Origin of the sequence: Streptomyces sp. NPDC002467, assembly GCF_042889825.1 — a bacterium.
Classification (GTDB): domain Bacteria; phylum Actinomycetota; class Actinomycetes; order Streptomycetales; family Streptomycetaceae; genus Streptomyces.
This window is the reverse complement of record NZ_JBIARJ010000009.1, coordinates 113,216-139,214: the sequence shown is the minus strand read 5'-3', so window position 1 is coordinate 139,214 and position 25,999 is coordinate 113,216. Positions and strand designations below refer to the sequence as shown.

At 71.6% G+C, this 25,999-nt stretch carries 27 protein-coding genes; 21 read left to right on the top strand and 6 right to left on the bottom strand.

All coding sequences use genetic code 11. The features are described 5' to 3' along the window. The first annotated feature begins 127 nt into the window (after positions 1-127). Together metK and ACFYYJ_RS20210 are read left to right on the top strand one after the other, a co-directional pair. Entirely contained in the window at positions 128-1,336 is a 1,209-nt protein-coding gene (metK, locus tag ACFYYJ_RS20215; RefSeq protein ID WP_384593147.1) for a methionine adenosyltransferase, read from the top strand. A 201-nt stretch (positions 1,337-1,537) separates the two neighbouring features. Next, positions 1,538-3,700, top strand: a complete 2,163-nt coding sequence (locus tag ACFYYJ_RS20210; protein WP_385128289.1) for a primosomal protein N' — start codon at positions 1,538-1,540, stop codon at positions 3,698-3,700. Between the two features lie 736 nt (positions 3,701-4,436). Here ACFYYJ_RS20210 and ACFYYJ_RS20205 read toward each other — a convergent pair. Further along, on the bottom strand, positions 4,437-4,937 hold the full coding sequence (locus ACFYYJ_RS20205) for a hypothetical protein (protein ID WP_385128290.1): 501 nt from the start codon (positions 4,935-4,937) through the stop codon (positions 4,437-4,439). Between the two features lie 227 nt (positions 4,938-5,164). Here ACFYYJ_RS20205 and fmt point away from each other — a divergent pair, with 227 nt between their 5' ends. The 8 genes from fmt (at position 5,165) to ACFYYJ_RS20165 (ending at position 11,320) form a co-directional block, all read left to right on the top strand. Then, entirely contained in the window at positions 5,165-6,109 is a 945-nt protein-coding gene (gene fmt, locus ACFYYJ_RS20200; RefSeq protein ID WP_385361930.1) for a methionyl-tRNA formyltransferase, read from the top strand. 44 nt (positions 6,110-6,153) lie between these two features. Next, positions 6,154-7,626: an RsmB/NOP family class I SAM-dependent RNA methyltransferase gene (locus ACFYYJ_RS20195; RefSeq protein WP_385128292.1), complete on the top strand. Its 1,473-nt coding sequence runs from the start codon at positions 6,154-6,156 to the stop codon at positions 7,624-7,626. A gap of 142 nt (positions 7,627-7,768) precedes the next feature. Continuing rightward, entirely contained in the window at positions 7,769-8,053 is a 285-nt protein-coding gene (locus ACFYYJ_RS20190) for a DUF6177 family protein (RefSeq protein WP_389134425.1), read from the top strand. Positions 8,054-8,243: 190 nt separating this feature from the next. Beyond that, complete coding sequence (rpe, locus tag ACFYYJ_RS20185; RefSeq protein ID WP_376657676.1) at positions 8,244-8,930, top strand: ribulose-phosphate 3-epimerase; 687 nt, start codon at positions 8,244-8,246, stop codon at positions 8,928-8,930. Between the two features lie 92 nt (positions 8,931-9,022). After that, positions 9,023-10,069 (top strand): sugar-binding transcriptional regulator, encoded by a 1,047-nt coding sequence (locus ACFYYJ_RS20180; RefSeq protein WP_385128293.1) that lies wholly within the window; start codon positions 9,023-9,025, stop codon positions 10,067-10,069. An 87-nt stretch (positions 10,070-10,156) separates the two neighbouring features. Then, a complete protein-coding gene (locus ACFYYJ_RS20175) occupies positions 10,157-10,378 on the top strand; it encodes a CarD family transcriptional regulator (RefSeq protein WP_384746843.1) in 222 nt (73 codons plus the stop codon). A 49-nt stretch (positions 10,379-10,427) separates the two neighbouring features. Then, positions 10,428-10,862 carry a ribonuclease domain-containing protein gene (locus tag ACFYYJ_RS20170; protein ID WP_389134173.1) on the top strand — a complete coding sequence of 145 codons (435 nt, stop codon included), beginning with the start codon at positions 10,428-10,430 and terminating at the stop codon, positions 10,860-10,862. Further along, on the top strand, positions 10,859-11,320 hold the full coding sequence (locus tag ACFYYJ_RS20165) for a barstar family protein (protein ID WP_389134170.1): 462 nt from the start codon (positions 10,859-10,861) through the stop codon (positions 11,318-11,320). Before ACFYYJ_RS20170 ends, ACFYYJ_RS20165 begins: the two co-directional genes overlap by 4 nt. A gap of 49 nt (positions 11,321-11,369) precedes the next feature. On the opposite strand, the gene ACFYYJ_RS20160 is transcribed toward ACFYYJ_RS20165, so the two are convergent. The 5 genes from ACFYYJ_RS20160 to ACFYYJ_RS20140 form a co-directional block, all read right to left on the bottom strand. Beyond that, a complete protein-coding gene (locus tag ACFYYJ_RS20160; RefSeq protein WP_385361937.1) occupies positions 11,370-11,846 on the bottom strand; it encodes a group II truncated hemoglobin in 477 nt (158 codons plus the stop codon). Next, positions 11,843-12,172: a putative quinol monooxygenase gene (locus ACFYYJ_RS20155; RefSeq protein ID WP_389134167.1), complete on the bottom strand. Its 330-nt coding sequence runs from the start codon at positions 12,170-12,172 to the stop codon at positions 11,843-11,845. The genes ACFYYJ_RS20160 and ACFYYJ_RS20155 overlap by 4 nt, the downstream gene beginning before the upstream one ends. Before the next feature lie 72 nt (positions 12,173-12,244). Beyond that, positions 12,245-12,760: a hypothetical protein gene (locus ACFYYJ_RS20150; RefSeq protein WP_389134164.1), complete on the bottom strand. Its 516-nt coding sequence runs from the start codon at positions 12,758-12,760 to the stop codon at positions 12,245-12,247. 59 nt (positions 12,761-12,819) lie between these two features. After that, complete coding sequence (locus ACFYYJ_RS20145; RefSeq protein ID WP_385361974.1) at positions 12,820-14,454, bottom strand: FAD-dependent oxidoreductase; 1,635 nt, start codon at positions 14,452-14,454, stop codon at positions 12,820-12,822. Between the two features lie 107 nt (positions 14,455-14,561). Further along, complete coding sequence (locus ACFYYJ_RS20140) at positions 14,562-14,834, bottom strand: UBP-type zinc finger domain-containing protein (protein ID WP_384746850.1); 273 nt, start codon at positions 14,832-14,834, stop codon at positions 14,562-14,564. Between the two features lie 281 nt (positions 14,835-15,115). Between ACFYYJ_RS20140 and ACFYYJ_RS20135 the strand changes: the two genes are divergently transcribed. The 11 genes from ACFYYJ_RS20135 (at position 15,116) to glgX (ending at position 25,993) form a co-directional block, all read left to right on the top strand. Further along, complete coding sequence (locus ACFYYJ_RS20135; protein WP_385128301.1) at positions 15,116-15,940, top strand: type 1 glutamine amidotransferase domain-containing protein; 825 nt, start codon at positions 15,116-15,118, stop codon at positions 15,938-15,940. 16 nt (positions 15,941-15,956) lie between these two features. After that, positions 15,957-17,615, top strand: a complete 1,659-nt coding sequence (locus ACFYYJ_RS20130) for a thiamine pyrophosphate-binding protein (RefSeq protein ID WP_385128302.1) — start codon at positions 15,957-15,959, stop codon at positions 17,613-17,615. Between the two features lie 28 nt (positions 17,616-17,643). Beyond that, positions 17,644-18,078: a nuclear transport factor 2 family protein gene (locus tag ACFYYJ_RS20125; RefSeq protein ID WP_384586027.1), complete on the top strand. Its 435-nt coding sequence runs from the start codon at positions 17,644-17,646 to the stop codon at positions 18,076-18,078. Positions 18,079-18,101: 23 nt separating this feature from the next. Then, positions 18,102-18,557, top strand: a complete 456-nt coding sequence (locus tag ACFYYJ_RS20120; RefSeq protein ID WP_385128303.1) for a nuclear transport factor 2 family protein — start codon at positions 18,102-18,104, stop codon at positions 18,555-18,557. A 16-nt stretch (positions 18,558-18,573) separates the two neighbouring features. Further along, positions 18,574-18,951: a nuclear transport factor 2 family protein gene (locus tag ACFYYJ_RS20115; protein ID WP_385128304.1), complete on the top strand. Its 378-nt coding sequence runs from the start codon at positions 18,574-18,576 to the stop codon at positions 18,949-18,951. A 9-nt stretch (positions 18,952-18,960) separates the two neighbouring features. Continuing rightward, a complete protein-coding gene (locus ACFYYJ_RS20110; RefSeq protein ID WP_389134159.1) occupies positions 18,961-20,565 on the top strand; it encodes a GMC family oxidoreductase in 1,605 nt (534 codons plus the stop codon). Next, a complete protein-coding gene (locus tag ACFYYJ_RS20105) occupies positions 20,558-21,169 on the top strand; it encodes a DJ-1/PfpI family protein (RefSeq protein ID WP_385361946.1) in 612 nt (203 codons plus the stop codon). The genes ACFYYJ_RS20110 and ACFYYJ_RS20105 overlap by 8 nt, the downstream gene beginning before the upstream one ends. Then, positions 21,169-21,621 carry a VOC family protein gene (locus ACFYYJ_RS20100; protein ID WP_389134157.1) on the top strand — a complete coding sequence of 151 codons (453 nt, stop codon included), beginning with the start codon at positions 21,169-21,171 and terminating at the stop codon, positions 21,619-21,621. The genes ACFYYJ_RS20105 and ACFYYJ_RS20100 overlap by 1 nt, the downstream gene beginning before the upstream one ends. 1 nt (position 21,622) lies before the next feature. Next, positions 21,623-23,443, top strand: coding sequence for an AGE family epimerase/isomerase (locus ACFYYJ_RS20095; RefSeq protein ID WP_385128308.1), 1,821 nt, complete (start codon positions 21,623-21,625; stop codon positions 23,441-23,443). Between the two features lie 61 nt (positions 23,444-23,504). After that, positions 23,505-23,861, top strand: a complete 357-nt coding sequence (locus ACFYYJ_RS20090) for an STAS domain-containing protein (protein ID WP_385128309.1) — start codon at positions 23,505-23,507, stop codon at positions 23,859-23,861. Further along, the gene (gene glgX / locus ACFYYJ_RS20085; RefSeq protein WP_389134153.1) at positions 23,858-25,993 is read left to right on the top strand and encodes a glycogen debranching protein GlgX; all 2,136 of its coding nucleotides are present in this window, start codon (positions 23,858-23,860) and stop codon (positions 25,991-25,993) included. The genes ACFYYJ_RS20090 and glgX overlap by 4 nt, the downstream gene beginning before the upstream one ends. The last annotated feature ends 6 nt before the right edge of the window (positions 25,994-25,999 follow it).

Genomic DNA, 25,999 nt, shown 5'->3' with positions numbered 1-25,999 from the left:
GGCGAGACGGGTGGACTGACAGACCGTGGCAACCGATAAACTGCATTCGGAACGTGATCGGGCGCAGCCCCTGGTGTGGTTCCGCCAAATGAGTCAGACAGCAGCCGCTGCAAACCCAGGGAGCGTTGTGTCCCGTCGTCTGTTCACCTCGGAGTCTGTGACCGAGGGCCACCCCGACAAGATCGCTGACCAGATCAGCGACACGATCCTCGACGCGCTCCTCACCGAGGACCCGACCTCGCGCGTCGCCGTCGAGACCCTCATCACCACCGGTCTCGTACACATCGCGGGAGAGGTGACGACGAAGGCCTATGCCCCGATCGCGCAGCTCGTCCGCGAGAAGATCCTGGAGATCGGCTACGACTCCTCGAAGAAGGGCTTCGACGGCGCCTCCTGCGGCGTGTCCGTCTCCATCGGCGCGCAGTCCCCGGACATCGCGCAGGGCGTCGACACCTCGCACGAGACCCGCGTCGAGGGCGACGAGGACGAGCTCGACAAGCAGGGCGCCGGCGACCAGGGCCTGATGTTCGGCTACGCCTGCGACGAGACCCCCGAGCTGATGCCGCTGCCGATCCACCTGGCGCACCGGCTCTCCCGCCGCCTGTCCGAGGTCCGCAAGAACGGGACCATCCCGTACCTGCGTCCCGACGGCAAGACCCAGGTCACCATCGAGTACGACGGCGACAAGGCCGTCCGCCTCGACACCGTGGTCGTCTCCTCGCAGCACGCCTCGGACATCGACCTGGACTCGCTGCTCGCTCCCGACATCCGCGAGTTCGTCGTCGAGCACGTGCTGGCCCAGCTGATCGAGGACGGCATCAAGCTCGACACCGAGGGCTACCGCCTGCTGGTCAACCCGACCGGTCGCTTCGAGATCGGCGGCCCGATGGGCGACGCCGGCCTCACCGGTCGCAAGATCATCATCGACACCTACGGCGGCATGGCCCGCCACGGTGGCGGCGCGTTCTCCGGCAAGGACCCGTCGAAGGTCGACCGTTCCGCCGCCTACGCGATGCGCTGGGTCGCCAAGAACGTGGTCGCCGCCGGTCTCGCCTCGCGCTGCGAGGTCCAGGTCGCGTACGCCATCGGCAAGGCCGAGCCCGTCGGTCTCTTCGTCGAGACCTTCGGCACCGCCAAGGTCGAGGTCCAGAAGATCGAGGACGCGATCAGCGAGGTCTTCGACCTGCGCCCGGCCGCGATCATCCGCGACCTGGACCTGCTCCGCCCGATCTACGCCCAGACCGCCGCGTACGGCCACTTCGGCCGTGAGCTGCCGGACTTCACCTGGGAGCGCACCGACCGCGTCGAGGCGCTGCGCGCCGCCGCCGGTCTGTAAGCACCACCGCTCACGCCGTACGGCCCCGGACCTCCTGGTCCGGGGCCGTACGCGTGCCGCGTACCCGGCCCCGCCCGCGGAAACGCCGGTGCGCCGGGCAGCGGCGGGCACGATCCTGGCGCAGGCCTCCCGGTGCGAAGGCGACGGATACATCTGGAGCGGGTGGGTCGTCCCCGCGTCGAAGGACCCCCACCGCCGCCGATGAAGATCTCGGGAGCGCCACCGACCCCGCCGCTGTCAGCGCGGTTTGGTAAGAATGCTGGTGTGAGCAGCTCGAACGATTCCCCGCCGGAGCAGCTCGCGCTGATCCGGGAGATGGTCGCCGAGGCGAAGGCCAAGGCACCCAAGGCGAAACCGCGCACCTGGCGGGGGGCCGCCCTCGCCCGGGAACTTCCGGTCGCCCGGATCCTCGTCAACAAGGGCGTGCTCCACCTCGACCAGCTCTGGGACTACGCCGTCCCCGAGGAGCTCTCCGAAGCCGCACAGCCCGGCGTCCGCGTCCGCGTCCGCTTCGGGGCCGGCTCCCACCAGGTCCACGGCGGCCGCCGCGAGGGCGGCGGCCTCATCGACGGCTTCATCGTCGAGCGCCGCGCCGACTCCGACTACAACGGGGCACTGGCCGCCCTCGCCCACGTCGTCTCGCCCGAGGTCGTACTCGGCCCGCGCATGCTCGCGCTCGCCCGGGCCGTCGCCGACCGGTACGCGGGCAGCCTCGCCGACGTCCTCCAGCTCGCGCTGCCCGCGCGCAGCGCCCGCGCCGAGGCCAAGCCCTCGCCGGAGCCGCTGCCCCCGCCCGCCGCGCCCGAGCCCGGCGGCTGGCAGAGCTACGGATCGGGCCCCGCCTTCCTGCGCGCCCTCGCCACCGGCGGCGCCCCCCGCGCCGTGTGGACCGCGCTGCCCGGCCCCGGCTGGGCCGACGAGCTCGCCCGGGCCATGGCCGCCACGCTCGCCTCCGGCCGCGGGGCCCTCGCCGTGGTCCCCGACGGCCGGACCGCCGCACGGGTGGACGCCGCCCTGACCGCGCTGCTCGGCGAGGGCCGGCACGCGCTGCTGACCGCCGAGTCCGGGCCCGAGAAGCGCTACCGCCAGTGGCTGGCGGTCAGCCGGGGCTCGGTACGGGCCGTCGTCGGCACCCGCGCCGCGATGTTCGCCCCCGTGCGCGACCTCGGCCTCGTGGCGATCTGGGACGACGGGGACTCCAGCCACAGCGACGACCGCGCCCCGTTCCCACACGTACGGGAGGTGCTCGAACTGCGCGCGGTCAGCGACGGCTGCGGCTTCCTCGTCGGCGGTACGAGCTGCACGGTGGAGGCCGCCCAGCTCGTCGAGTCCGGCTGGGCCCGGCCGCTGGCCGCCGACCGCGAGACGGTACGCGCCCGCGCGCCCCGGATCCGGACCGTGGGCGACGAACTGCTCGCCCGCGACGAGGCCGCCCGGGCCGCGCGACTGCCCAGCCTGGCGTGGGAGACCGTGCGGGAGGGGCTCAAGACCGGGCCCGTACTGGTCCAGGTCCCACGGCGGGGCTACGTGCCCCGGCTGGCCTGCGAACGGTGCCGGACACCGGCCCGCTGCACGGTCTGCGCCGGGCCGCTGGAAGCCCCCGACGAGCGCGAGCTGCACTGCGGGTGGTGCGGGCGGGGCGAACCGTCCTGGCACTGCGAGGAGTGCGGTTCGTTCCGGCTGCGGGCGCAGGTGGTGGGCGCGCGGCGTACGGCGGAGGAACTGGGGCGGGCCTTCCCGGCCGTCGCCGTACGGACCTCCGGGCGCGACCACGTCCTGGACGAGGTGCCGGACCGGCCCGCGCTGGTGGTGTCCACACCGGGGGCCGAGCCGGTGGCGGCGGGCGCCGGGTACGCGGCGGCGCTGCTGCTGGACGGCTGGGCCATGCTGACCCGGCCCGACCTGCGGGCCGGGGAGGACGCGCTGCGGCGCTGGATCGCGGCAGCCTCGCTGGTACGGGGGGACGGGCAGGTCGTGGTGGTCGCCGAGCCGACGCTGCGGCCGGTGCAGGCGCTGGTGCGGTGGGATCCCGTGGGGCACGCGGTGCGGGAGCTCGCGGAGCGGGCGCAGCTCGGGTTCCCGCCGGTGTCGCGGATGGCGGCGGTCGCCGGGCGCGGGGAGGCCGTGGAGGCCTTCCTCGCCGGGGCGGGGCTGCCGGCGGACGCGGAGATCCTGGGTCCGGTGCCGGTGCCGGGGCGGCGGGGGGAGCGGTCGCCGGGGGAGCGGGCGCTGGTCCGCGTGCCGCCGGGCAGTGGCGCGGCGCTCGCGGCGGCGCTGAAGGCTGCGCAGGCGGGGCGGATGGCTCGGGGGGTGCCGGTGGGGGAGGCGGTGCGGGTCCGCATCGACCCACCGGACATCGGCTGACCCGCCCGCCGGCTCGGCCGCGTCCTGAGCCCGCGGCCCGGGCCGGCTGACCCGGGCCTTGCGGCCCCGGTCCTGCTGTCCGCAGCCCCGGCCCTGCGGCGCGCCGCCCCGGCCCTGCGGCCCGGCTTTGCCTGCCGAGGCTGCCTGCCGGGGCCCGCTGGCCTGGGTCCGCTGCCGCGGCCTTGGCGGCCCGGCCGTGGCGGCCGGGGGCCGCTGCCCGGGCCTTGCGGCCCGGCTTCGCCTGCCGGGGCCCGCCGGCCGGTGTCGGCCGGTGCCGGTGCCTGGTGTGGTGGTCGGTGCGGTGTGTGGGTGCCGCTGCGCGGGGCTGGGTCCCCTACCCGCCCTTCCACCGTTCCCCGGGGCTCCGCCCCGGACCCCGGTCCTCAAACGCCGGACGGGCTGGAAGTGCCCGCAGCGGCGGATGTATCCAGCCTCGCCGGCGTTTGAGCCCCGGGTCTGTTCAGCCCGTCCGGCGTTTGAGGACCGGGTCCGGGCAGCGCCCGGGGAACGGTGGAAGGGCGGGTAGGGGAGAGGCCCCGCAGGGCACGACCCCGGCGGAGCGGCCCTTGGGGGCGCTCCGCCGGGGTCGGAGGGGGCGGCTGCGGCCGTCGGGGGTCGGCGTCCCGGCGGTCGGCCGTCGCGGGGCTCGGCGAGCGGTGCGCCGCTGCCGGGGCCCGGGAAGGGGCAGCCGTTGCGGGGGCCCGGGAGGGGGCAGCCGTCGCGGGGCCCGGGCGGGTTAGCCGTTGCGGGGGCCCGGGAAGGCCGGGGAGCCCTCGCGGAGGGGCTGCGGGGGGACCGAACGGGCGGCCGGGATCGTGGGGAGCGGCCCCAGGGTCCGGGTCGTCGTCCCCTCGGTCGGCGGCTCCGCGGCGGCGGCCTCCGCGCTCTGCGCCCGCCGCGCGCCATAGCGCCGGTGCACGGCCTGCTTGGTGACGCCGAGCGCCGAACCGACCGCGTCCCACGAGAAGCCGAGCGAGCGGTCGAAGTCCACCGCGGCGGTGACCAGCGTCTCGACACTGTCCCGCAGCTCCTGTGCGAGGCGGACGGTGGGCGCGGGCGCCCGGCCGTAGACGACGAATCCCGTGGAGGGGCCGGAGCGGCGCGGGCGGTACACATTGCCGAGCTGGGCGGTGAGCGTACGCAGAGCATCCACCTGGCGGCGAACCCGCTCGATGTCCCGCACCAGCAGGTGCAGGCTGGCCCGGGCTTGGGCGTCGTGGGTGGCGTGGTCGGCCATGAAGAAGCCTCTCGAACCGGTGCTGAAGGGCGGATCGGGCCGCAGACGCCGTTCGCGGGGCGGCCCGTACTGGTCAATCTCCTTTGACCAACGCGCCACCCGTCGACCAGGTCACGCTGTGGGGGCGTGTCGGCATATGCGAGAGGCGCGCGCGTGTACGTACGCCCCCTCCACGGCCCCATAGACTGGTGCGCTGCTGACAGCCGAGATAGCGAGGTAGGACCCCAGTGAAGCTCGTCTTCGCAGGCACCCCCGAGGTCGCCGTACCCGCCCTGGACGCCCTGATCGCCTCCGGGCGGCACGAGGTCGCCGCCGTCATCACCCGGCCCGACGCCCCCGCCGGGCGCGGACGGCGACTCGTCGCCAGCCCGGTCGCCGAGCGGGCCGAAGAGGCCGGGATCGAGGTCCTCAAGCCCGTACGCCCCCGCGACCCCGAGTTCCAGGCCCGGCTGCGCGAGATCGACCCGGACTGCTGCCCCGTCGTCGCCTACGGCGCCCTGATCCCCAAGAGCGCGCTGGAGATCCCCAAGCGCGGCTGGGTCAACCTGCACTTCTCCCTGCTGCCGGCCTGGCGCGGCGCCGCGCCCGTGCAGCACTCGATCATGGCGGGGGACCAGGTCACCGGTGCCTCCACCTTCCTGATCGAGGAGGGCCTGGACTCCGGCCCGGTCTACGGGATCCTCACCGAGGAGATCCGCCCGACCGACACCAGCGGCGACCTGCTGACCCGCCTGGCCTTCGCCGGCTCCGGTCTGCTGGCCGCCACCATGGACGGCATCGAGGACGGCACCCTGCGCGCCGTCGACCAGCCCGCCGACGGGATCTCCCTCGCCCCGAAGATCACCGTGGAGGACGCCCGGATCGACTGGACGGCCCCCGCGATGCGCGCCGACCGCGTGGTGCGCGGCTGCACCCCGGCGCCGGGCGCGTGGACCGTGTTCCGCGGCGAGCGCCTCAAGGTGATCTCCCTGGGCCTGGTGCCCGACCGCACCGACCTGGAGCCCGGCGTGCTCGCCCCGGCCAAGAACAACGTCCACGTCGGCACCGGCTCGCACGCCGTGGAGCTGCTGTGGGTGCAGCCCCAGGGCAAGAAGCCGATGCGCGGCGCCGACTGGGCCCGCGGGGTGCGGATCGCGCCCGGCGAGCGCGTCGGCGGCACCGACGTAGGCTGATTTCCGAACCACTCGGCAACTCGTAAATCCGGAGCACCTTTCACGTGAGCGAACAGCCCCGTCGTCGTCCCGCCGCAGGCGCGGGCGGCAAGCAGAACAAGTCGGCCAAGCCCTACCGGCGGCCCCAGAAGGACCCGGTCCGGATGCTGGCCTTCGAGGTGCTGCGGGCGGTGGACGAGCGTGACGCGTACGCGAACCTCGTGCTGCCGCCGCTGCTCCGCAAGGCCCGCCAGGACGAGAACTTCCAGGCGCGGGACGCGGCGCTGGCCACCGAGCTCGTGTACGGGACGCTGCGCCGGCAGGGCACGTACGACGCCGTGATCAAGGCCTGCATCGACCGTCCGCTGCGGGAGGTCGACCCGCCGGTGCTCGACGTGCTCTCGCTCGGCGCGCACCAGCTGCTGGGCACCCGGATCCCGACGCACGCGGCCGTCTCGGCCAGTGTCGAACTGGCCCGCGTGGTGCTCGGCGACGGCCGGGCGAAGTTCGTCAACGCGGTGCTGAGGAAGATCGCCGCGCACGACCTGGAGGGGTGGCTGGAGATCGTCGCCCCGCCGTACGACGACGACGCCGAGGAGCACCTCGCGATCTACCACTCGCACCCGCGCTGGGTCGTCAGCGCGCTGTGGGACTCCCTGGGCGGCGGCCGGGCCGGCATCGAGGACCTCCTCGAAGCCGACAACGAGCGGCCCGAGGTGACGCTGGTCGCGCGCCCCGGCCGGTCCACGCCGGAGGAGCTGCTGGAGGCCCTCGGCGAGGACTCGGCGCTGCCGGGGCGCTGGTCCCCGTACGCGGTGCGGATGGCCGAGGGCGGTGAGCCGGGCGCGCTCGACGCCGTGCGCGACGGGCGCGCCGGCGTCCAGGACGAGGGCAGCCAGCTCGTGGCGATGGCCCTGGCGGCCGTGCCGGTCGAGGGCCGTGACGAGCGCTGGCTCGACGGCTGCGCGGGCCCCGGCGGCAAGGCCGCGCTGCTCGCGGCGCTGGCCGCGCAGCGCGGGGCGTTCCTGCTGGCCTCCGAGAAGCAGCCGCACCGGGCGCGACTGGTCGAGAAGGCCCTCGCGGGCAATCCGGGGCCGTACCAGGTGATCGCGGCCGACGGCACCCGGCCGGCGTGGCTGCCGGGCTCCTTCGACCGGGTGCTGATGGACGTGCCGTGCAGCGGCCTGGGCGCGCTGCGCCGCCGCCCGGAGGCCCGCTGGCGCCGCCGCCCGGAGGATCTGGAGGGCTTCGCGCCGCTCCAGCGGTCGCTGCTGCGCGAGGCACTGTCCGCGGTGCGGGTCGGCGGCGTGGTCGGCTACGCGACCTGCTCCCCGCACCTGGCGGAGACCCGGATCGTGGTGGACGACGTACTGAAGGGCCGGGGCGCGGGCGCCTCGCCGATCGCCGCCGAATTCATCGACGCCCGCCCGTACATGGAGGGCGTCCCGGGCCTGGGCGACGGCCCGGACGTCCAGTTGTGGCCGCACCTGCACGGCACGGACGCGATGTACCTGGCGCTGCTGCGACGCACGGCGTAGGGGCCGCCGCCCCTGTGGAATCTCAGAACGGGTGACGGGGCCGGTTTGCCCGTGTCACCTTCGGATCGAGGGCTCACAGCGTCACCTTCGGATCGAGGGCTCACAGCAGCAGCTGTGAGCCCTCGATCCGTATCGGTACGGGCTGAAGACCATGCTGTGCCGGCTGCGCGGAGGGCGCCGGGACCTGAGCGCTCCGCCCCACTTCGAAAGCCCGCCGATGCCGTACGCGTTCGTGCAGGGCCCCGAGGAGGTCCGGGAGGCGGGGCGCGACACCGTGAGCAGGACGCCGCTGGAGGAGCGGCCGGTGCGGCTGGGCCCGAGCGCCCGGCCGGGCTTCTACTACCCGCTCGGCGACGGCGAGGGCGCCGAGAGCTGGACCGCCCTCGAACGGCTCGCGCGTCATCTGTGCGGGGCGCCGCCCGGCTGACGTCCTTGAGCTCGAAGCCGGCGGCCACGTAGTGGGTGTCGGCATCGATGGCCGGCATGGACACAGCCGCACCCCGGGCGATCTTGCAGGGTGAATGAAATGTTCTCCATGATCACTTAAGTGTTGCTACGCCGCGTTCGACTTCCGGGGTCGTGGCCGGAACCGCGCGGTGGCATGGCACGCTTGGGGCATGGCCGCCCAGATTTTTCCCAGCATCCTGTCCGCCGACTTCGCCCGCCTCGCCGAAGAGGCGAAGGCCGTCGAGGGAGCCGACTGGCTGCATGTCGACGTCATGGACAACCACTTCGTCCCCAACCTCACCCTCGGCGTCCCGGTCGTCGAATCCCTGAGCCGGGCCACGGACACCCCGCTCGACCTCCACCTGATGATCGAGAACCCGGACCGCTGGGCCCCGCAGTACGTGGAGGCCGGCGCGGGCTCGGTGACCTTCCACGCCGAGGCCGCCGCCGCGCCGGTGCGGCTCGCGCGGGAGATCCGGGCCAAGGGCGCGCGCGCCTCGATGGCGCTCAAGCCCGCGACGCCGATCGAGCAGTACGAGGACATCCTCCCCGAGCTCGACATGCTGTTGATCATGACGGTCGAGCCGGGCTTCGGCGGCCAGCCCTTTCTGGACATCATGCTGCCCAAGATCCGCCGCACCCGTGAGCTGATCTCCAAGCACGGCCTGGAGATCTGGCTCCAGGTCGACGGCGGGGTCTCGGCCTCGACCATCGAGCGCTGCGCCGAGGCCGGCGCGGACGTCTTCGTCGCGGGCAGCGCGGTGTACGGAGCGGTCGACCCGGCGGCCGCCGTGCGCACGCTGCGTGAGCAGGCGGGTGCGGCCATCGCGGCGGCGCCGTGGGCTTGCGACCACTGAGGAGGAGGGTTGGTGGACGGCTCGGTGAACGGGAGCTGTCCAGGCTGATCAACGGCCGTCGGATCTGACAGGATGAACGACGAGTCGAGAGTGTGAACAGCAGTGAGGAGAACGCGGTGTCTGCAACTTCGGCGGGACGGTCAGCCCTGCGGATGGGACCCGCGGAGCTGGTGCAGGCTGCGGCCATGGCGCGCCGCTTCTACCTGGAGGGCAAGTCCAAGATCCAGATCGCCGAGGAGTTCGGCGTGAGCCGCTTCAAGGTGGCCCGGGTCCTGGAGACCGCCCTCGAACGCGATCTCGTACGCATCGAGATCCGTGTTCCCGCCGAACTGGACGCGGAGCGCTCGGACGCGCTCCGCGCCCGGTACGGACTGCGGCACGCGGTGGTCGTGGAGTCCCCGGCCGACGCGACCGAGGACGCGCCCGACCCGGAGAACCTGGGTGCGGTCGCCGCGGACCTGCTCGGCGAGCTCGTCAACGAGGGCGACGTGCTCGGCCTGGCCTGGGGGCGCTCGACGATCCACATGGCCGCCTCCCTGCACCGGCTGCCCCCGTGCACCGTGGTCCAGCTGACCGGTGTGTACGACGCCGGGACCGCCGAGCGCGGTTCGGTGGAGGCCGTACGACGGGCCGCGCAGGTCTCCGGCGGGGACGCGCACCCGATCTACGCGCCGATGCTGCTGCCCGATCCGGCGACCGCGGCGGCGCTGCGCAGCCAGACCGGCATCGCGCGCGCCTTCGAGTACTTCGACAAGGTGACGGTCGCGGCCGTCTCCATCGGCTCCTGGGAGCCCGGCATCTCGACCGTCCACGACATGCTCACGGACGAGGAGCGGGCGCACTACGCCTCGCTCGGCGTCGCGGCGGAGATGTCCGCGCACCTGTTCGACTCCGAAGGGCGGCGGGTCGGCCGGGACCTCGGCGAGCGGTGCATCACCGTGGAGGCCGACCGGCTGCGGCGGATCCCCGAGGTCGTGGCGATCGCGGGCGGGCTGCGCAAGGCCTCCGCGATCGGGGCGGTGCTGCGCTCGGGCCTGGTGACCAGCCTGGTCACGGACACGGCCGTCGCCGACTACCTGCTGACCGAATCGGCGCCGGGGCTGCGGCCGGCGCTGGACCGGGCCGACCCGGACGACTGACCGGTGGGGGCGTCGGGACGGATGGTGCCTCAATCGAGATCCGAGCGACGGGCCGTGGCACGGGTCACTGGGGCCATACTGGTTCCGATGACCAAATCAGCAGTACCTCGCCGTCATTTGCCGTCCAGCCCGTTCAAGGCCCCGGAGGAACAGCCGATCCGGCAGTTCTCCGTAGGCGACCGGGTATCCCACGATGAGCACGGCCTCGGCCGTGTCGTCGGAATCGAGGAGGGGATCGCTGTTCTCGTCGACTTCGGATCGGTCCAGAAGCGCGTTCTGAGCCCGTACACCAAGATGTCCGCTCTCTGAGGGCATCGGACGATTCGCGAGCGAATCGGATGTTTGACACGATCGGCGCATGATCCTTCGGACCGCGCCCCGATCGTTCCTGCGGCTGCTGGGGGCCTTGTTCCTCGGCGCCGCGCTGGTCGGCGGCACGATGGGCTGCGGTGGTCCGAACGCCGCGCCCGCCGCCGTCACCGGCAGTGCCGCTCCCGCTCCTTCGTGGGCGAAGGGGCTGGCCACCGTGCGGGCCGACGCGCTGCCGCAGCAGGCCCGGGACGTGCTCGTGCTCATCGACAAGGGCGGGCCGTACCCCTACCGCCAGGACGGCACGGTCTTCGGCAACTTCGAGAAGGCACTGCCGAAGCAGAAGCGCGGCTACTACCACGAGTTCACGGTCAAGACGCCGGGGGAGCCGGACAGGGGCGCCCGGCGGATCGTGACGGGGCAGGGCGGCGAGTTCTACTACACAGACGATCACTACGACACATTCAAGGCGGTTCTCCGATGAGCCCGATCTCACCCCTGTCCCCCTCCACCTCCCTGGAGCCGTTGCCGCTGACCCCGGCGCTCGACGCCGCGGAGAAGGCCGGCTGGACGGTCATGGAGCTGGACCTGGACGGGGTACGCGGCAAGGCCGCGCTGATGCGGCGCTGCCAGGAGGCCCTGGAGCTGCCGGAGTGGTTCGGCGGGAACTGGGACGCGCTGGCCGACGTGCTGCGCGACTTCTCCTGGCTGCCGCAGGCGCCGGGTCGGCTGGTGACGCTGACCTCCTGGCGGGGCTGCGCGGAGGCGGGGCCCGACGAATGGGCGAAGTTCGTGGAGATCCTGGAGGGGGCGGTGGAGTTCTGGCAGCACGCCGAGCCGCAGGACGGAGCCGCCGCCGTGCCGCTCACCGTGCTCCTCGCCGAGGGCATGCCGCCCCGGACCCCGCGGCTGCCCCCTCGGCGCTACAAGTTCATGCGCTGAGGCGGTCGGCCGGCGGGGCCCGGGGCGGAGGGGAGCGGGATCAGGCCCTTCAGCCCTTGGGGATCCACGGCGGGGTCTGGCCCCAGGACCAGACCGGGATCTTGGCCGCGTCCACCGGGGGCGGGTTGGGTCCCGAGTAGATCAGGGCCATCCGGGTGCCCCACTCGATGTAGTACGCGAACACCCCGCGGAACTCCGGGTCCGTGGGGAGCCCGACCTCGTCGGCCGTGTCCATCAGCAGGTCCACCCAGCGGCGGCGCTGCTTCTCGGTGATGGCGCGGCCCAGGTGCTTGGTGGCCATGTGCTGGTGGCCGCCGTGGTGGGCGGTGTACTCCGCGGGGCCGCCGAAGACCTCCGACAGCCAGACGGCGACGTGCCGGGGGTGCTCGGAGTCCATGCCCGCGAAGACCGGGGCCAGGACCTCGTCCTGCAGGGCGTGCGCGTAGAAGGCGTCCGTGAGGCGTTTCATCGCCTCCGCTCCGCCCATCCACTCGTAGATGGTGGGTGTCGAAGGTGTGGTGCTCATGACTGTCCGGCGGCCTTTCCGGTGCCCGCGACATCGGTCACCGTGTAGTGCTGCATTTCCTCGATCGCCGTCACGTACGGCCGGATCGCGCTGAAGAAGGCCGGGAAGTGCTCGCCCTTGCGGAAGCCGTTCAGGTGGGCGTCGACCGAGGTCCAGCGGATGCGCAGGATGTAGCGCTCCTTCTCCTCCTCGCAGCGGGCGAGTTCGTAGTCGATGCACTCGGGTGAGGCGGCCAGTGCCTCGGCCGCCCTCGCGTACGAGGTTTCGAAGGCCTGCTGATCGTCCAAGGCGATCCGGTAGCGGATGTATTCGACGGTCGTGGTCATGGTGCGTGCCTCTCCCTCGTTGTCGGTCCGGGCCAGCCTTACGCGATCATGGGCGGTTGTGGGGTGATTCCGTCATTCCGAGCCGGACTTCCTGGAGTCCGTGTCGTCCGTACCGGTGACGTCCGGGCCCTGGGCGCGGACCCGCTGCACCTCGTCCAGCGACTCCCGCAGCCCGGAGAGCCATTCGTCGGTGTTGCGCCCGACCAGACGGACGCACCAGGCCAGCGCGTCGGCCCGGCTGCGGGCCACGCCGCCCGCGACCAGGGTGTCGAGGACCTGGCGTTCGGACTGGCGCAGCCGGGTCATGACGGGTACGGCCAGGTGCGTGAAGAGGGCCGTCTCCTCACCGGACCGCACACCCCAGGCCACCTTGCGGCGGTAGAGCTCCTCGGCCTCGCGCGCCACCTCGATGCGCTGCTCGCGGGTGCGCTCGCGGAACTCCTTGATCGATTCGTTCGCCGGGACGGTGCCGACGACCGTGATCTCCTCGCGGTCGACCGTGACCGACACGAGGGATTCGTACACGTCCACCGGCAGCCGCTCGGCGAACCACGCGCGGAGCTTTTCGCTCTGTTCGGCTGTAATCATGTAATCAACGCTGCGTCGGATACCTCCTTGATCGCAAGGGTCGCGGCCCGTGTTCGCTCTCAGCCCATCGAGCGGTAGCGGTGGATGAGGGAGACGGCCATCGCGCCCTCGCCCACGCCCGAGGCGACCCGCTTCACCGAGTGGGCCCGCACGTCGCCGGCCGCGAAGACGCCCGGGACGCTCGTCTCCAGGGGGTAGGGGGCCCGCTCCAGGCTCCATTCGGCCGGGAGCTCGCCGCCGTTCGCGATCAGGTCCGAGCCGGTCAGGACGAAGCCGTACTCGTCCCGTTCGACGACCCCCGAGAGCCACTCCGTGTGCGGGCGGGCGCCGATGAAGGTGAACATGAAGCGGGCCGGGACCTCGGTGTCCGTGCCCGCGTCCGCGTCGTGGAGGGTGATGCTCTCCAGGTGCTCCCCGCCGTCCAGGCGGACCACCGTGGTGCGGACCCTGACCTCGATGTTCGGGATGCGGTCGATCTCGTCGACGAGGTAGCGCGACATGCTCGCGTCCAGTGAGGCCGCGCGCACCAGGATCGTCACCCGCGCCGCGTACTTGGCGAAGTGCACGGCCGCCTGGCCCGCGGAGTTGGCCCCGCCCACGATGAACACGTGCTGCGAGATGCACGCCGAGCTCTCGGTGGTGGCGGCGCCGTAGTAGAGGCCGGCCCCCTCGAAGCGGTCCGCGCCCGGCGCCTCCAGCCGGTTGTACGAGACGCCGGTCGCGAGGAGCACCGTCTCCGCGCTGATCTCCGTGCCGTCCGCCAGGGTGAGGATCTTCGCCGGGTCGTCCCGGGTCAGCGAGACCACCTCCACCGGGTGCAGGATCTCCGCGCCGAAACGGGAGGCCTGGATGGTGGCGCGGCGGGTCAGGTCCCCGCCGGAGAGGCCCGAGGGGAAGCCGAGGTAGTTCTCGATCAGGCTGGAGGTGCCGGCCTGGCCGCCCGGGGCGCGGGAGTCCAGCATCAGGGTCGACAGGCCCTCCGAGGCGGAGTAGACCCCGGCCGCCAGGCCCGCCGGACCCGCGCCGACGATGACGCACTCGTAGTGCGGGCGGGAGGCGGTGGTGGCCAGACCGAGGCGCTGGGCGAGCTCCGTGTCACCGGGGGCCGAGAGCACCGACCCGTCCGGGAAGCGGACCAGGGGCAGCGCCCCGCCCGGCTGGGCCGCGATCAGGGTCAGCGCCTCGGGGTCCCGCTCGACGTTGAGGAAGCGGAACGGCTGGCCGTTGCGGGTGAAGAAGTCCCGCACCGCGTGGGTGCCGGGGGAGACCAGGTGGCCGGCGACGATGATCCCGTCGTACGCCGGGCGGTAGGTGGCCAGCCAGTCCGACAGCAGGTCGTCCAGGACCGGGAACAGCCGCTCGTGCGGCGGGTCCCACGGCTTGAGCAGGTAGTAGTCCAGCCGGACCCGGTTGATGGCGGTGATCGCCGCATCGGTCTCCGCGTACGCGGTCAGCAGCACCCGGCGCGCGTCCGGGAAGCGGCTGACGGCCTCCAGCAGGAACTCCACCCCGGTGACGTCGGGCATCCGCTGGTCGACGAGGAACAGGGCCGGGTCGTGGCCCCGCTCGTCCAGCGAGTCCAGGATCTTCAGGGCGTCGGCGGCCGAGGAGGCGCCGAGCACCCGGTAGCGGTCTCCGTAGGCGCTGCGCAGGTCGCGGCGGACGGCCCGCAGCACCTGCGGATCGTCGTCCACGGCCAGGATGACCGGCTTCCTGTTCTCGGCGCGCTCGGCCGGGGCGGCGGCGCCGGACGTGACCGCCGTGTCGGAGGTGACGGCCGCGGGGCTCTCCGGGGCCGCGCTCACGCCGGGTCCAGCATCAGCTTGTCGGCGTAGCACCAGGCCCAGTCCTCGCCGGGCTCGTGCGAGGCGGCGATGGGGTGCTCGGTGACCCGGTAGTGGCGGGTGGCGTGACGGTTCTTCGAGGAGTCGCAGCAGCCGACGTGCCCGCAACTCAGGCACATCCGCAGGTGAACCCAGCCGTCACCGGAGGCGAGGCACTCCTCGCAGCCCTCGGTGCCCGGTTTCACCGGACGTATCCGGTCGAGGTGTGTGCACAACAGGTCCATCGCCATCGTCCCCGTCCCTCTCTTCGCGTCCTCGCGCCGGTGCCCCGTGCATTCCGTGATGGACGGCGCGTCCAGACCATAGGTCGCGACCCTCGCGATGGTTCAGCGATTCGGCCGAAGTCAGGTAGTCCTGCAGCGACTTCATGACCTCCCGGAGCGACTTCCTGAAGTGCCGCGATGACCATGGCCGCTACCTCACCAAGTCGCACACCGACGCTTTGACGCATGCCCCGGGCGCGGCCAGTGTGGGGGACGCCAACGACAACAGGCGGCGCCTGGAGGAATTCGTGAGCAGAAAGATTCTGGTCATTGTCTCCGAACACGGTTACTGGGCCGAGGAACTGATAGGCCCCGTGTCGAAGTTCGACGAGCGGGGCTACGAGGTCGTATTCGCCACGCCGACCGGAAAGCGTGCGCACGCTCTTCCGCCGAGCCTCGACGCGAACTACATCGACCCCCCGCTGGGCCGCTCGGTCACCACCGAGGAGAACGCCCGGCTGGGCCGCGAGTTCGAGCAGTCCAGCCGGCTGGACTCCCCGCTCGACATCGAGGCGTGGGTCCCCGAGCGCCCGTACACGAGCGACGAGGGCTACCTGCGGAAGCTGGAGCAGTACCACCGCGATCTGGACAGGCTCGACGCCGACGTCGCCGGATACGACGCGATCCTCATCGTCGGCGGCAGCGGACCCATCGCCGACCTCGCCAACAACGAGCGCGTGCACGCCCTGATCCTGGCCTTCGAGAAGGCCGCCAAGGTCGTCGCCGCCGAGTGCTACGGCGTCGCCTGCCTGGCCTTCGCCCGGGACTGGAGCGACCGCAAGAGCATCATCTGGGGCAAGCACGTGACCGGCCACTGCAAGGAGTACGACTACAAGGACGGCACCGGATTCCTCGGTACCGACTTCAACATGGGCCCGCCGCCGTACCCGCTGGAGTACATCCTGCGCGATGCCACCGGCCCGCGCGGCGCGTACCACGGAAATTTCGGAAAGCCGGTCTCCGTGATCGTCGACTTCCCGTTCGTCACCGGCCGCTCGACCCCCGATTCGTATCTCACGGGGCAGAAGATCGTGGAAGTCCTGGAGGACGGTCTCATCCGGTACGGCTGGTGATTTCAGGGGGAATCCGATGAATGCCGAAGCCACTCCGGCGAGTCCGGGACGGGAAAGGCTGATCGAGCAGTTCAAGGCCGACGGCCTGAATGTGATGTTCGGAAATCCGGGAACGGTGGAACAGGGATTCCTCGACGCGGTCGACGCGGCGGAGGACTTCACCTACGTCCTCGCCCTCCAGGAGACCGTGGCCGCCGGCATCGCCGACGGGTACGCCCGGGCCACCGGCGGCGCGGCCCTGCTCCAGCTGCACTCCGGGGTCGGGCTGGGCAACGGCATCGGCATGCTCTACCAGTCGCTGCGCGGCCACACCCCGCTCGTCGTGGTCGCCGGCGACGCCGGGGTCCGCTACGACGCCATGGACGCGCAGATGGCCTCCGACCTGGTGGCCATGGCGAAGCCGGTGACGAAGTACGCGACCCGGGTCACCGACCCCCGGTCCGTACTGCGCACCATCCGGCGGGCCGTGAAGATCGCGCTCACCCCGCCCCGCGGGCCCGTGTTCGTGGCGCTGCCGATGGACGTGCTGGACGAGCTCAACTCCGAGCCCGTGCTGCCCACCACGGTGCCGCTCACGGACGTGGCACCCTCGCCGGCCTCGGTGGGGCGGGCGGTCGAGCTGCTCGCCCCCGCCGAGCGGCCGGTCCTCCTCGTCGGCGACGGGGTGGCGCTCTCCGGGGCCCAGCGCGAACTCGCGGCCGTCGCCGAACTGCTGGGCGCCGACGTCTACGAGGTCGACTCCTCCGAGGTCAACATCGCGGCATCGCACCCGCTGCGCCGCGGCCAGACGGGCCACATGTTCGGCCCGCACAGCAAGGAGCTGATCGGGGACGCCGACGGCGTCCTGATCGTCGGCACCTACGTCTTCCCGGAGGTGTTCCCCGAGTTGGAGAGCCCCTTCCGGCCGGGCGCGAGGATCGTCCACATCGACCTCAACGCCTACGAGATCGCCAAGAACCACCCGGTCGACCTGGGCCTGGCCGCCGACCCCCGGCAGGCGCTGCGCGCGCTGGCCGGCGTACTGGAGCGGCGACTCACCCCGCAGCAGCGGGCCGCCGCGGCCGCCCGGCTCGACGTACGGACCAGGGAACGGGTGCGGGCAGCACGGGCACATGGGGAGGCGGACGACGGCACGCCGATGACCGTCTTCCTGAAGACCCTCGCCGAACGCACCGGCGGGGACCTGATCGTCTTCGACGAGGCGCTGACCACCTCCCCGCTGGTCACCCGCCACCTGCCCGCGGAACGCCCGGGCGACTACCACCTCACCCGGGGCGGCTCGCTGGGCGTGGGCTTCCCGGGCGCGGTCGGCGCGAAGCTGGCCCGGCCCGAGCGGCTCGTCGTCGGCTTCGCCGGCGACGGCGGGTCGATGTACACGTACCAGGCGCTGTGGACGGCGGTCCGGCACGGCATCGACGCCAAGTTCGTGGTCTGCAACAACCGCAAGTACCGGCTGCTGGACGACAACATCGCCCAGTACTGGCGGGAGCGGGAGATCCCGGAGCACGCGTTCCCAGGCTCCTTCGACCTCTCCCACCCCGAGATCGACTTCGCCGGGCTGGCCCGGTCCCTCGGCGCCGGCGGGATGCGGGTGGAGAAGCCGGACGAGGCGGCGGCCGCCGTGCACCGGATGCTCACCCACCCCGGACCGTTCCTCGTCGACATCCAGATCTGACACACCCGACCGGACAGGAGGAGACCGCATGCCCGCCGAGCGGCAGTTGACCGAGGACGCGATCCGCAGGTTCGCCGAGGACTGGTACGTGGCGCTGGACCGGCACGTGCCGGCGGACCAGGTGCTCGCCCTGATCACCGAGGACCTGGAGTTCAAGGTCCCCGAGGACACCTTCCTGGGCCACCAGGGCTTCGGCCGCTGGTACGAGGCCGTGACCAACCGGTTCTTCGACGAGGTGCACACGGTCACCAAGGTGGAGCCGGTCATCGAGGGCGACCGGGCCATCGTCCGGGTCCTCGTGAACTGGCAGGCCAAGATCTGGGACCCGCCGGCCGCCCGCAGCGAATGGCTCGGCTTCGACGCCGACCAGACCTGGACGGTGGTGGCCGGTCCGAACGGGCCGCTGATCAAGCAGTACACCGTCAACGACCTGGCCCCGATGCCCGGTTCCGGCTCCCTCTGACCGCCGGCGAAGGAGAAGCGACGATGACCGAAGTGACGCGGGAGCGGGTCCGCGAGGCCTACGCCGCCCTCGGCTCCGGCGACCGGGCGCGCATCCTGGAGTACTACTCCGAGGACCTGCGCTGGCTGGTGCCGGGCAACCACCCGCTGGCCGGGTGGTACGAGAGCCTCGACGCCTTCCTGGAACTGATGGGGCAGACCCACAAGCTCACGGGCGGCACCTTCCGGATGGACCTGGAGGCGATCCTCGTCGGCGAGGACTGCAGCGCGGACGTGTGCCGCAACGTCGCCCTGCGCGACGGCGCCGACCCCGCGAGCGAGTCGCCGTACGAGCGGATGGACTACCCGGTCTTCCACTTCATGAAGTGGCGGGACGGCCGGATCGTCGAGGGCCGCGACGGGCTCTTCGGCGACACGGCGGCCGCCTTCAGCCGGTTCTGGGCGCCCTTCGCGCCGGACGGCACCCGACGCGACCGATAGAGGGGTGAGCGAGGCCATGGAACCGCGAGAGATCCTCACGAAGTACTACCAGTACGCCAACGCCGGTGACTGGGACAGCTGGTGCGACCTGTTCGCCGACGACCAGGTCATGGACGAGCAGCTCGCCGGCCACATCGAGGGCCTGGAGGTGCTGCGCTCGATGATGAAGGGCATGGGCGCCATGTACCGGGTCTTCCGGAACGAGCCCGTGCACTTCGTCGTCGACGGCGACGGGGAGAAGGCCGCGGCCGTCTCGCACCTGACTGCGGTCAGCGCCTCCGGCGAGGCCATCGAGGCCGAGGTCATGAACTTCTTCCGGATCGTGGACGGAAAGATCGCCTACATGGCGAACTACCACGACACGGCCCCCTTCCAGGTCCTGAGCCAGGGCTGAGGGGGACCCGTGAGCGCCGAAGAGTACGACTACGTCGTCGTGGGATCCGGCACCGCCGGCAGCGTGCTGGCGAACCGGCTCTCCGAGGACCCGGACGTCTCCGTCCTCGTCCTGGAGGCGGGCGGCTCCCGGATCCCGCCCGAGGTGGACGACCCGTCGTCCTGGTACAAGCTGCTCGGCGGGCCCGTCGACTGGGGCTACACCAGCACCCCGCAGCCCGGCCTCGACGGCCGCCGCACCTACGAACCGCGCGGCAAGGCCCCCGGCGGCAGCAGCAACCTCTACATCATGATGCACATCCGGGGCCACGCCTCGGACTTCGACAACTGGGCCTATCAGGGCGCGGCCGGCTGGGCGTACGAGGACGTGCTCCCGTACTTCGCCCTCCTGGAGGGCCAGGAGGACGCCACCGCCGCCACCACCGGCACCCGGGGCCCGCAGCGCATCACCAACGCCGGCCGGCACGCCCCCAACCCGGTCTCCCGCGCCTTCATCGACGCGGCCGTCGAGCTGGGCCACCAGGAGATCGCCGACTTCAACACCGACGGTCCCCGGCGCGGCCTCTTCGGCACCGGCTGGCACCACATCGACGTGGCCGACGGCCGCCGCCAGGGCACCCTCGCCGCGTACCTGGAGCCCGCGCTCGACCGCTCCAACCTGACCCTGCGCACCAGTGCGCAGAGCACCCGGCTGCTCTTCGACGGGGACACCTGCACGGGCGTGGAGTACGTCCAGCTCCAGGCCCCCGCGGAGTTCGCCGGGCGAACCGTCCGCGACGGCCACAGCGCCGCGGCCGAGCCGGGCCCGCACACCGCGCGGGCCCGCCGCGAGGTGATCGTGGCCGCCGGGGCGATCGAGTCGCCGAAGCTGCTGCTGCTCTCCGGCATCGGGCACCCGCGCCAGCTGCGCGAGCACGGCATCGGGGTCACCGCGGAGCTTCCCGGTGTCGGCGAGAACTTCCACAACCACGTGCTGACCGGGCTGATGGCCGAGGTCACCCAGGAACTGCCGCCGCCGACGCAGAACCTTTCGGAGAGCGCTCTGTTCCTGTCCTCCCGGCCCGGACTGCCCGCGCCGGACCTGCAGATCGCCTTCGTCCACGTCCCGTTCGACGTGATCGTCGGCCAGGACCACCCGAACACCGTGTCCATCCTGCCGGGGGTCGTACGCCCGGTCTCGCGCGGCTGGATCAGGCTGGCGAGCGCCGACCCGCTGGCCCACCCGCTGATCAATCCGAACTACCTGGGCGACCGCTGGGACCTGGAGCGGATGGTGCAGGGCGTCAAGATCGCCCGGGAGCTCTTCGCGACCTCCGCCTTCTCGCCCTGGTACAAGCAGGAGCTCCAGCCCGGCCCGGCCTACCTGAGCGACTCCGAGCTGCGCACCTTCGTGAAGCAGAAGTCGGAGAGCTACCACCACCAGGCCGGCTCCTGCCGCATGGGTGTCGACGACCTCTCCGTGGTCGACCCCGAGCTGCGGGTGCACGGCGTACGCAATCTGCGCGTCGTCGACGCGAGCGTGATGCCCGCCGTCCCGTCGGGCAACTGCCACACCGCCATCGCGATGATCGCCGAGCGCGCGGCGGACTTCCTGAAGGGGGCCTCCCGTGCCTGACGCGGTCCTGCGCGAGGGCGCGCTGACCGGGACCCGGATCGCGGTCCTGGTCGAGAGCGACTTCTACGAGCCGGAGATCTTCTACTACCGGCACCGGTTCGCGGAGGAGGGTGCCGAGGTCGACTTCCTGACCCGGCTGTGGGGCAACGACTCCATCACCTTCTCCGGGCACGAGTACCGGGCGCCGTTCACCGCCGACAAGTCCCTGGAGGGGCTGAGCGACGACGACCTGCGCCGGTACGCGGCGATCATCGTGCCCTCGGGCATGGTGGCCGACCGGCTGCGCTACACCGAGGACGTGGACGTGCTCGCGCCCGCCACGGAGCTGCTGCGCCGGGCCTTCGAGGAGCCCACGGTCCTCAAGGGGATCATCTGCCACGGCATGTGGCTGGCCTCCTCGATCCCCGGGAAGATCCGCGGCCGCAAGGTGGTCTGCCACAACAACCTCATCGGTGACGTCCGCAACATGGGCGGCGAGTACGTCGACGAGGACGTGGTCGTCGACGGCGACCTCGTCACCGGCCGCACCGGCGCCCACCACCACCTCTTCGCCCGCCGGATCATCGAGCTGATCTCGGCCGGGCGGGGCCGGGGCGCCGCCTGATGGCGCCGACCGGACTGCGCTGGTCGCACGTGGGCCTGAACTGCACGGACCAGAAGACCACCGAGGAGTTCTACACCCGGTACTTCGGATTTTCCCGGGCCCGGGTGGTGAACCTGGGCGACTCCGAGATCGTGTTCCTGCGCAGGGGGGACGCGTACCTGGAGCTCTTCGCGGCCGGCGGTACCGAACCGGCCCGCCCGGCGCACGACGACGGGCCGCAGGCCCCGGGCCGGATGCGCCACCTGGCCTTCCAGATCGACGACGTGGACGCGTTCCTGGCGGGGCTGGGGGACGCGGCCGAAGTGACCCTGGGGCCCCTGGACTTCGACGACTTCATCTGCGGCTGGCGGACCGTGTGGCTGCGCGACCCCGACGGGGTGATCGTCGAGGTCAGCCAGGGCTACGAGGACGACCGCTCTCACGACGGATCTCACGACAAGGACGGTGCATGACATGGCGGACGCCGTGAGCTTCTCCTTCTCCGACACCATCGCGGGCTACGTCGTCCGCTTCGACTCCGGATCGCGCCTCCTGCGGCTGAGGACCTCCGACGGCCGCGAGTTCGACGTCTCGCTGGCCGGCGGCCCGAGCGCCGAGCTCGTCCGCAACCTGGAGGAGCCGTACATCGACGCCTCCGGCCACATCGACGAGATGCTCTCGCCCGGCCGGTTCCTCTTCGCGTACGGCATCCACTACCCCGAGCACGGCGGGCGCTTCGACGCCAAGCGCCTGGTGTTCCTGGGCCGCGGCGCCGAGGACTACCGCTTCGAGGAACCCAGCTGGTGGATCAAGCAGATCGAGTCGCTGGCCGACTTCTACAAGCGGGCCCAGTTCGGCGACGGGCCGGTGGACTTCACCGAGTACCGCACCGAGATCCGGCTCGGCGGCGACAAGACCGCCAGCCACGTCCAGGAGACCGACACGATCTCCCGCCTGGTCTACGGCATGGCCTCGGCCTACCTGCTGACCGGCAAGGACGAGTACCTGGAGGTCGCCGAGCGCGGCACCGAGTACCTGCGCAAGCACATGCGGGTCGTGGACAGCGAGGAGGACGTGGTCTTCTGGTACCACGGCATCAGCGTCGACGGGGACACCGAACGCAAGCTGTTCACCTCGGAGTTCTCCGACGACTACGACGCGATCCCGATGTACGAGCAGATCTACGCGCTGGCCGGCCCCATCCAGACGTACCGGGTCACCGGCGACGTCCGGATCAAGAACGACGCGGACGCCACCATCCGGCTGTTCGACAAGTTCTTCTTCGACCCGGAGCAGGGCGGCTACTACTCGCACATCGACCCGATCCTCTTCAGCGCCGACCACGAGTCCCTCGGCGAGAACGCCGAGCGCAAGAACTGGAACTCGGTCGGCGACCACGCGCCCGCGTACCTGATCAACCTGTACCTGGCGACCGGCGACCAGAAGTACGCCGACTTCCTGGAGTACACCTTCGACACCATCGCGGACCGCTTCCCGGACTACAAGAACAGCCCGTTCGTCCAGGAGCGCTTCAACCGCGACTGGTCGCACGACAAGGCGCACAGCTGGCAGCAGGATCGGGCCGTCGTCGGCCACAACCTGAAGATCGCCTGGAACCTGATGCGGATGAACTCGCTGAAGGCCAAGCCGGCCTACGAGGAACTCGCCCGGAAGATCGGCGAGATCATGCCGGCGGTCGGCAGTGACGTGCAGCGCGGCGGCTGGTACGACGTCGTCGAGCGGGTCAAGTCCGGCGACGAGGAGGCGTATCGATTCGCCTGGCACGACCGCAAGGCCTGGTGGCAGCAGGAGCAGGCGATCCTCGCCTACCTCATCCTGAACGGCACGGTCGGCGGGGACGCCAACCTGCGCGAGGCCCGGCAGGCGCAGTCCTTCTACAACACCTTCTTCCTCGACCACGACGAGGGAGCCGTCTACTTCAACGTGCTCGCCAGCGGCACGCCGTACCTGCTCGGCACCGAGCGGCTCAAGGGCAGCCACTCGATGTCCATGTACCACTCGGCGGAGCTGTGCTACCTCGCCGCCGTCTACAACAACCTCCTCGTCAACGGGCGGGAGATGGACTTCCACTTCCAGCCCGACCCGACCGGCCTCCCGAACCGCGTCCTGCGCGTCTCGCCCGACCTGCTCCCGGCGGGCTCCGTGCGGATCGCGTCCGTGGAGATCGACGAGAAGCCGTACGAGGAGTTCGACGCGGACGAACTGACCGTCCACCTCCCCGACGTCCAGGGGCGGGTCAAGGTCAAGGTCCGCCTCCGGCCCGTGGCCAAGTAGTTCCACGGGGGCTCACCGCGCGCTCAACGGGGGGCGCCCCAACCAGAGGGGAATGCAAGCAATGAGTCTCAACGTCAAGGAACGCCGCAACAAGACGGGCACCGTGCTCGTCGCCACCGGTGAGATCAACAGCGAGACCTCCGGTTCGCTGCTCCAGTCGCTGCTGCCGCTGGTCCGCGAGGGCCGGCCGCTGCGGATCGACCTCACGGCGGTCACCTACGTCTCCAGCGCCGGCCTGCGCACCCTGCTCGTCGTCTACCGCGAGGCCCAGCACGCCGGCGTGGCCGTCACCCTGTACGGGGTGAGCGAGGAAGTCCGGTTCGTCATGTCGGCCACCGGCTTCCTCGACTTCTTCCAGACCGGCGAGGCGGCGGCCGCGGAAGCCAAGGCCAAGGCCAAGTCCAGGGCTGCGCGATGAGCGAGACCCGGTCCGAGCAGGTCCTGCGCGTCGACGCGTACCCGACCCACGAAGTGGGCGGGTACCGCGTCCGCGCCGGCAAACCGTTCCCCTTCGGGGCCAACGTGGTCCCCGGCGGGGTCAGCTTCTCCGTCTTCTCCGACCAGGCCACCTCCATGACCCTGGTCATCTACAAGCGCGGAGAGCCCGAGCCGATGGCCGAACTGGAGTTCCCCCAGGAATTCCGCACCGGCAGCGTCTTCGCCATGACGGTCTTCGGCCTCGACCACGAGAACATCGAGTACGGGTACCGGGCCGACGGGCCCTACGACCCGGTCACCGGCCACCGCTTCGACGCCCGGCAGGTCCTCTCCGACCCCTACGCCCGGCTGATCGCCGGCCGCGACGTGTGGGGCGTGGAGCCGGACCGCGGCCGCGGCTACCAGTACCGTTCCCGCGTCTGCCTCCAGGACTTCGACTGGGGAGACGACACCCCGCTGGGCATCCCCGCCGAGGACCTCGTCGTCTACGAGACCCACGTGCGCGGCTTCACCCGGCACCCCAACTCGCAGGTCACCGCGCCCGGCACCTTCGCCGGGCTGCGCGAGAAGATCCCGTACCTCAAGGAACTCGGCGTGAACTGCATCGAGCTCCTGCCCGTGTTCGAGTTCGACGAGAGCGACAACCCGCGCAGCAACCCGGAGACGGGCGAGCGGCTCTTCGACTACTGGGGCTACAACACCGTCTCGTTCTTCGCACCCAAGGCCGGCTACGCCGCCACCGGCCGCTACGGGATGCAGGGCGACGAGTTCCGCACCCTGATCAAGGACCTGCACGCGGCCGGCATCGAAGTCATCCTCGACGTCGTCTTCAACCACACCGCCGAGGGCAACGAGCAGGGCCCGACGATCTCCTTCAAGGGCCTCGACAACGCCACGTACTACATGCTCACGCCCGAGGGGTACTACTTCAACTTCAGCGGCACCGGCAACACCGTCAACTGCAACCACCCCGTCGTGCGCAACTACGTGCTCGACTGCCTGCGCCACTGGGTCGCCGATTACCACATCGACGGCTTCCGCTTCGACCTCGCGGCCATCCTCGGCCGGGACCTGGACGGCACCCCGCTGCCCAACCCGCCGCTGCTGGAGCTGCTCGCCTACGACCCCGTCCTGCGGCACACCAAGCTCATCGCCGAGGCCTGGGACGCGGGCGGCCTCTACGAGGTGGGCAACTTCCCGGCGTACGGCCGCTGGGCCGAGTGGAACGGGAAGTACCGCGACACGGTGCGCAGCTTCCTCAAGGGGGACCCGGGCGTCACCGGGGAGCTCGCCACCCGGATCGCCGGTTCGCCCGACCTCTACTCCAGCCGCGGGACCGCCGCCTCGGTCAACTTCCTGACCGCGCACGACGGTTTCACCCTCGCCGACCTGGTCTCCTACAACGACAAGCACAACGAGGCCAACGGCGAGAACAACAACGACGGCGCCAACGACAACAACAGCTGGAACTGCGGAGCCGAGGGCCCCACCGACGACCCCGAGGTCAACGCCCTGCGCACACGGCAGATGAAGAACGCCCTCGCCATCCTCTTCACCAGCCAGGGCATCCCGATGCTGCTGGCCGGCGACGAGGTCGCGCGGACCCAGGGCGGCAACAACAACACGTACTGCCAGGACAACGAACTGTCCTGGTTCGACTGGGACCAGGTCGACGACAACGCCGAACTGCTCCGGTTCACCCGGCAGATGATCGCCTTCCGGGGGCACCACCGGGAACTGCGCGCGACCACCCACCCCACCGGCCGGATCCGGGAGAACCTGGGTCTGCCCGACATCAGCTGGCACGGGGAGCGGGCCTGGCAGCCCGACTGGTCGGCGGAGAGCCGACTGCTGGCGGTGGCCCGCTGCGGCACCGGCGACGACGACGTGGTGTACGTGGCCATGAACTCGCACTGGGAGTCCCACGACCTGGAACTGCCCGCCCTGCCCGGCGGACGCAGCTGGCACCTCTTCGCCGACACCGGGGCCGAGGCGCCGCACGACATCCGCACCCCGGGCACCGAGCAGGAACTCGACAACGCCGGGAAGTACCTGATCGGCCCGCGCTCGGTCGTGATCCTGGTCGGCCGCACGAACGATCCCGACGAGTAGAAGGAG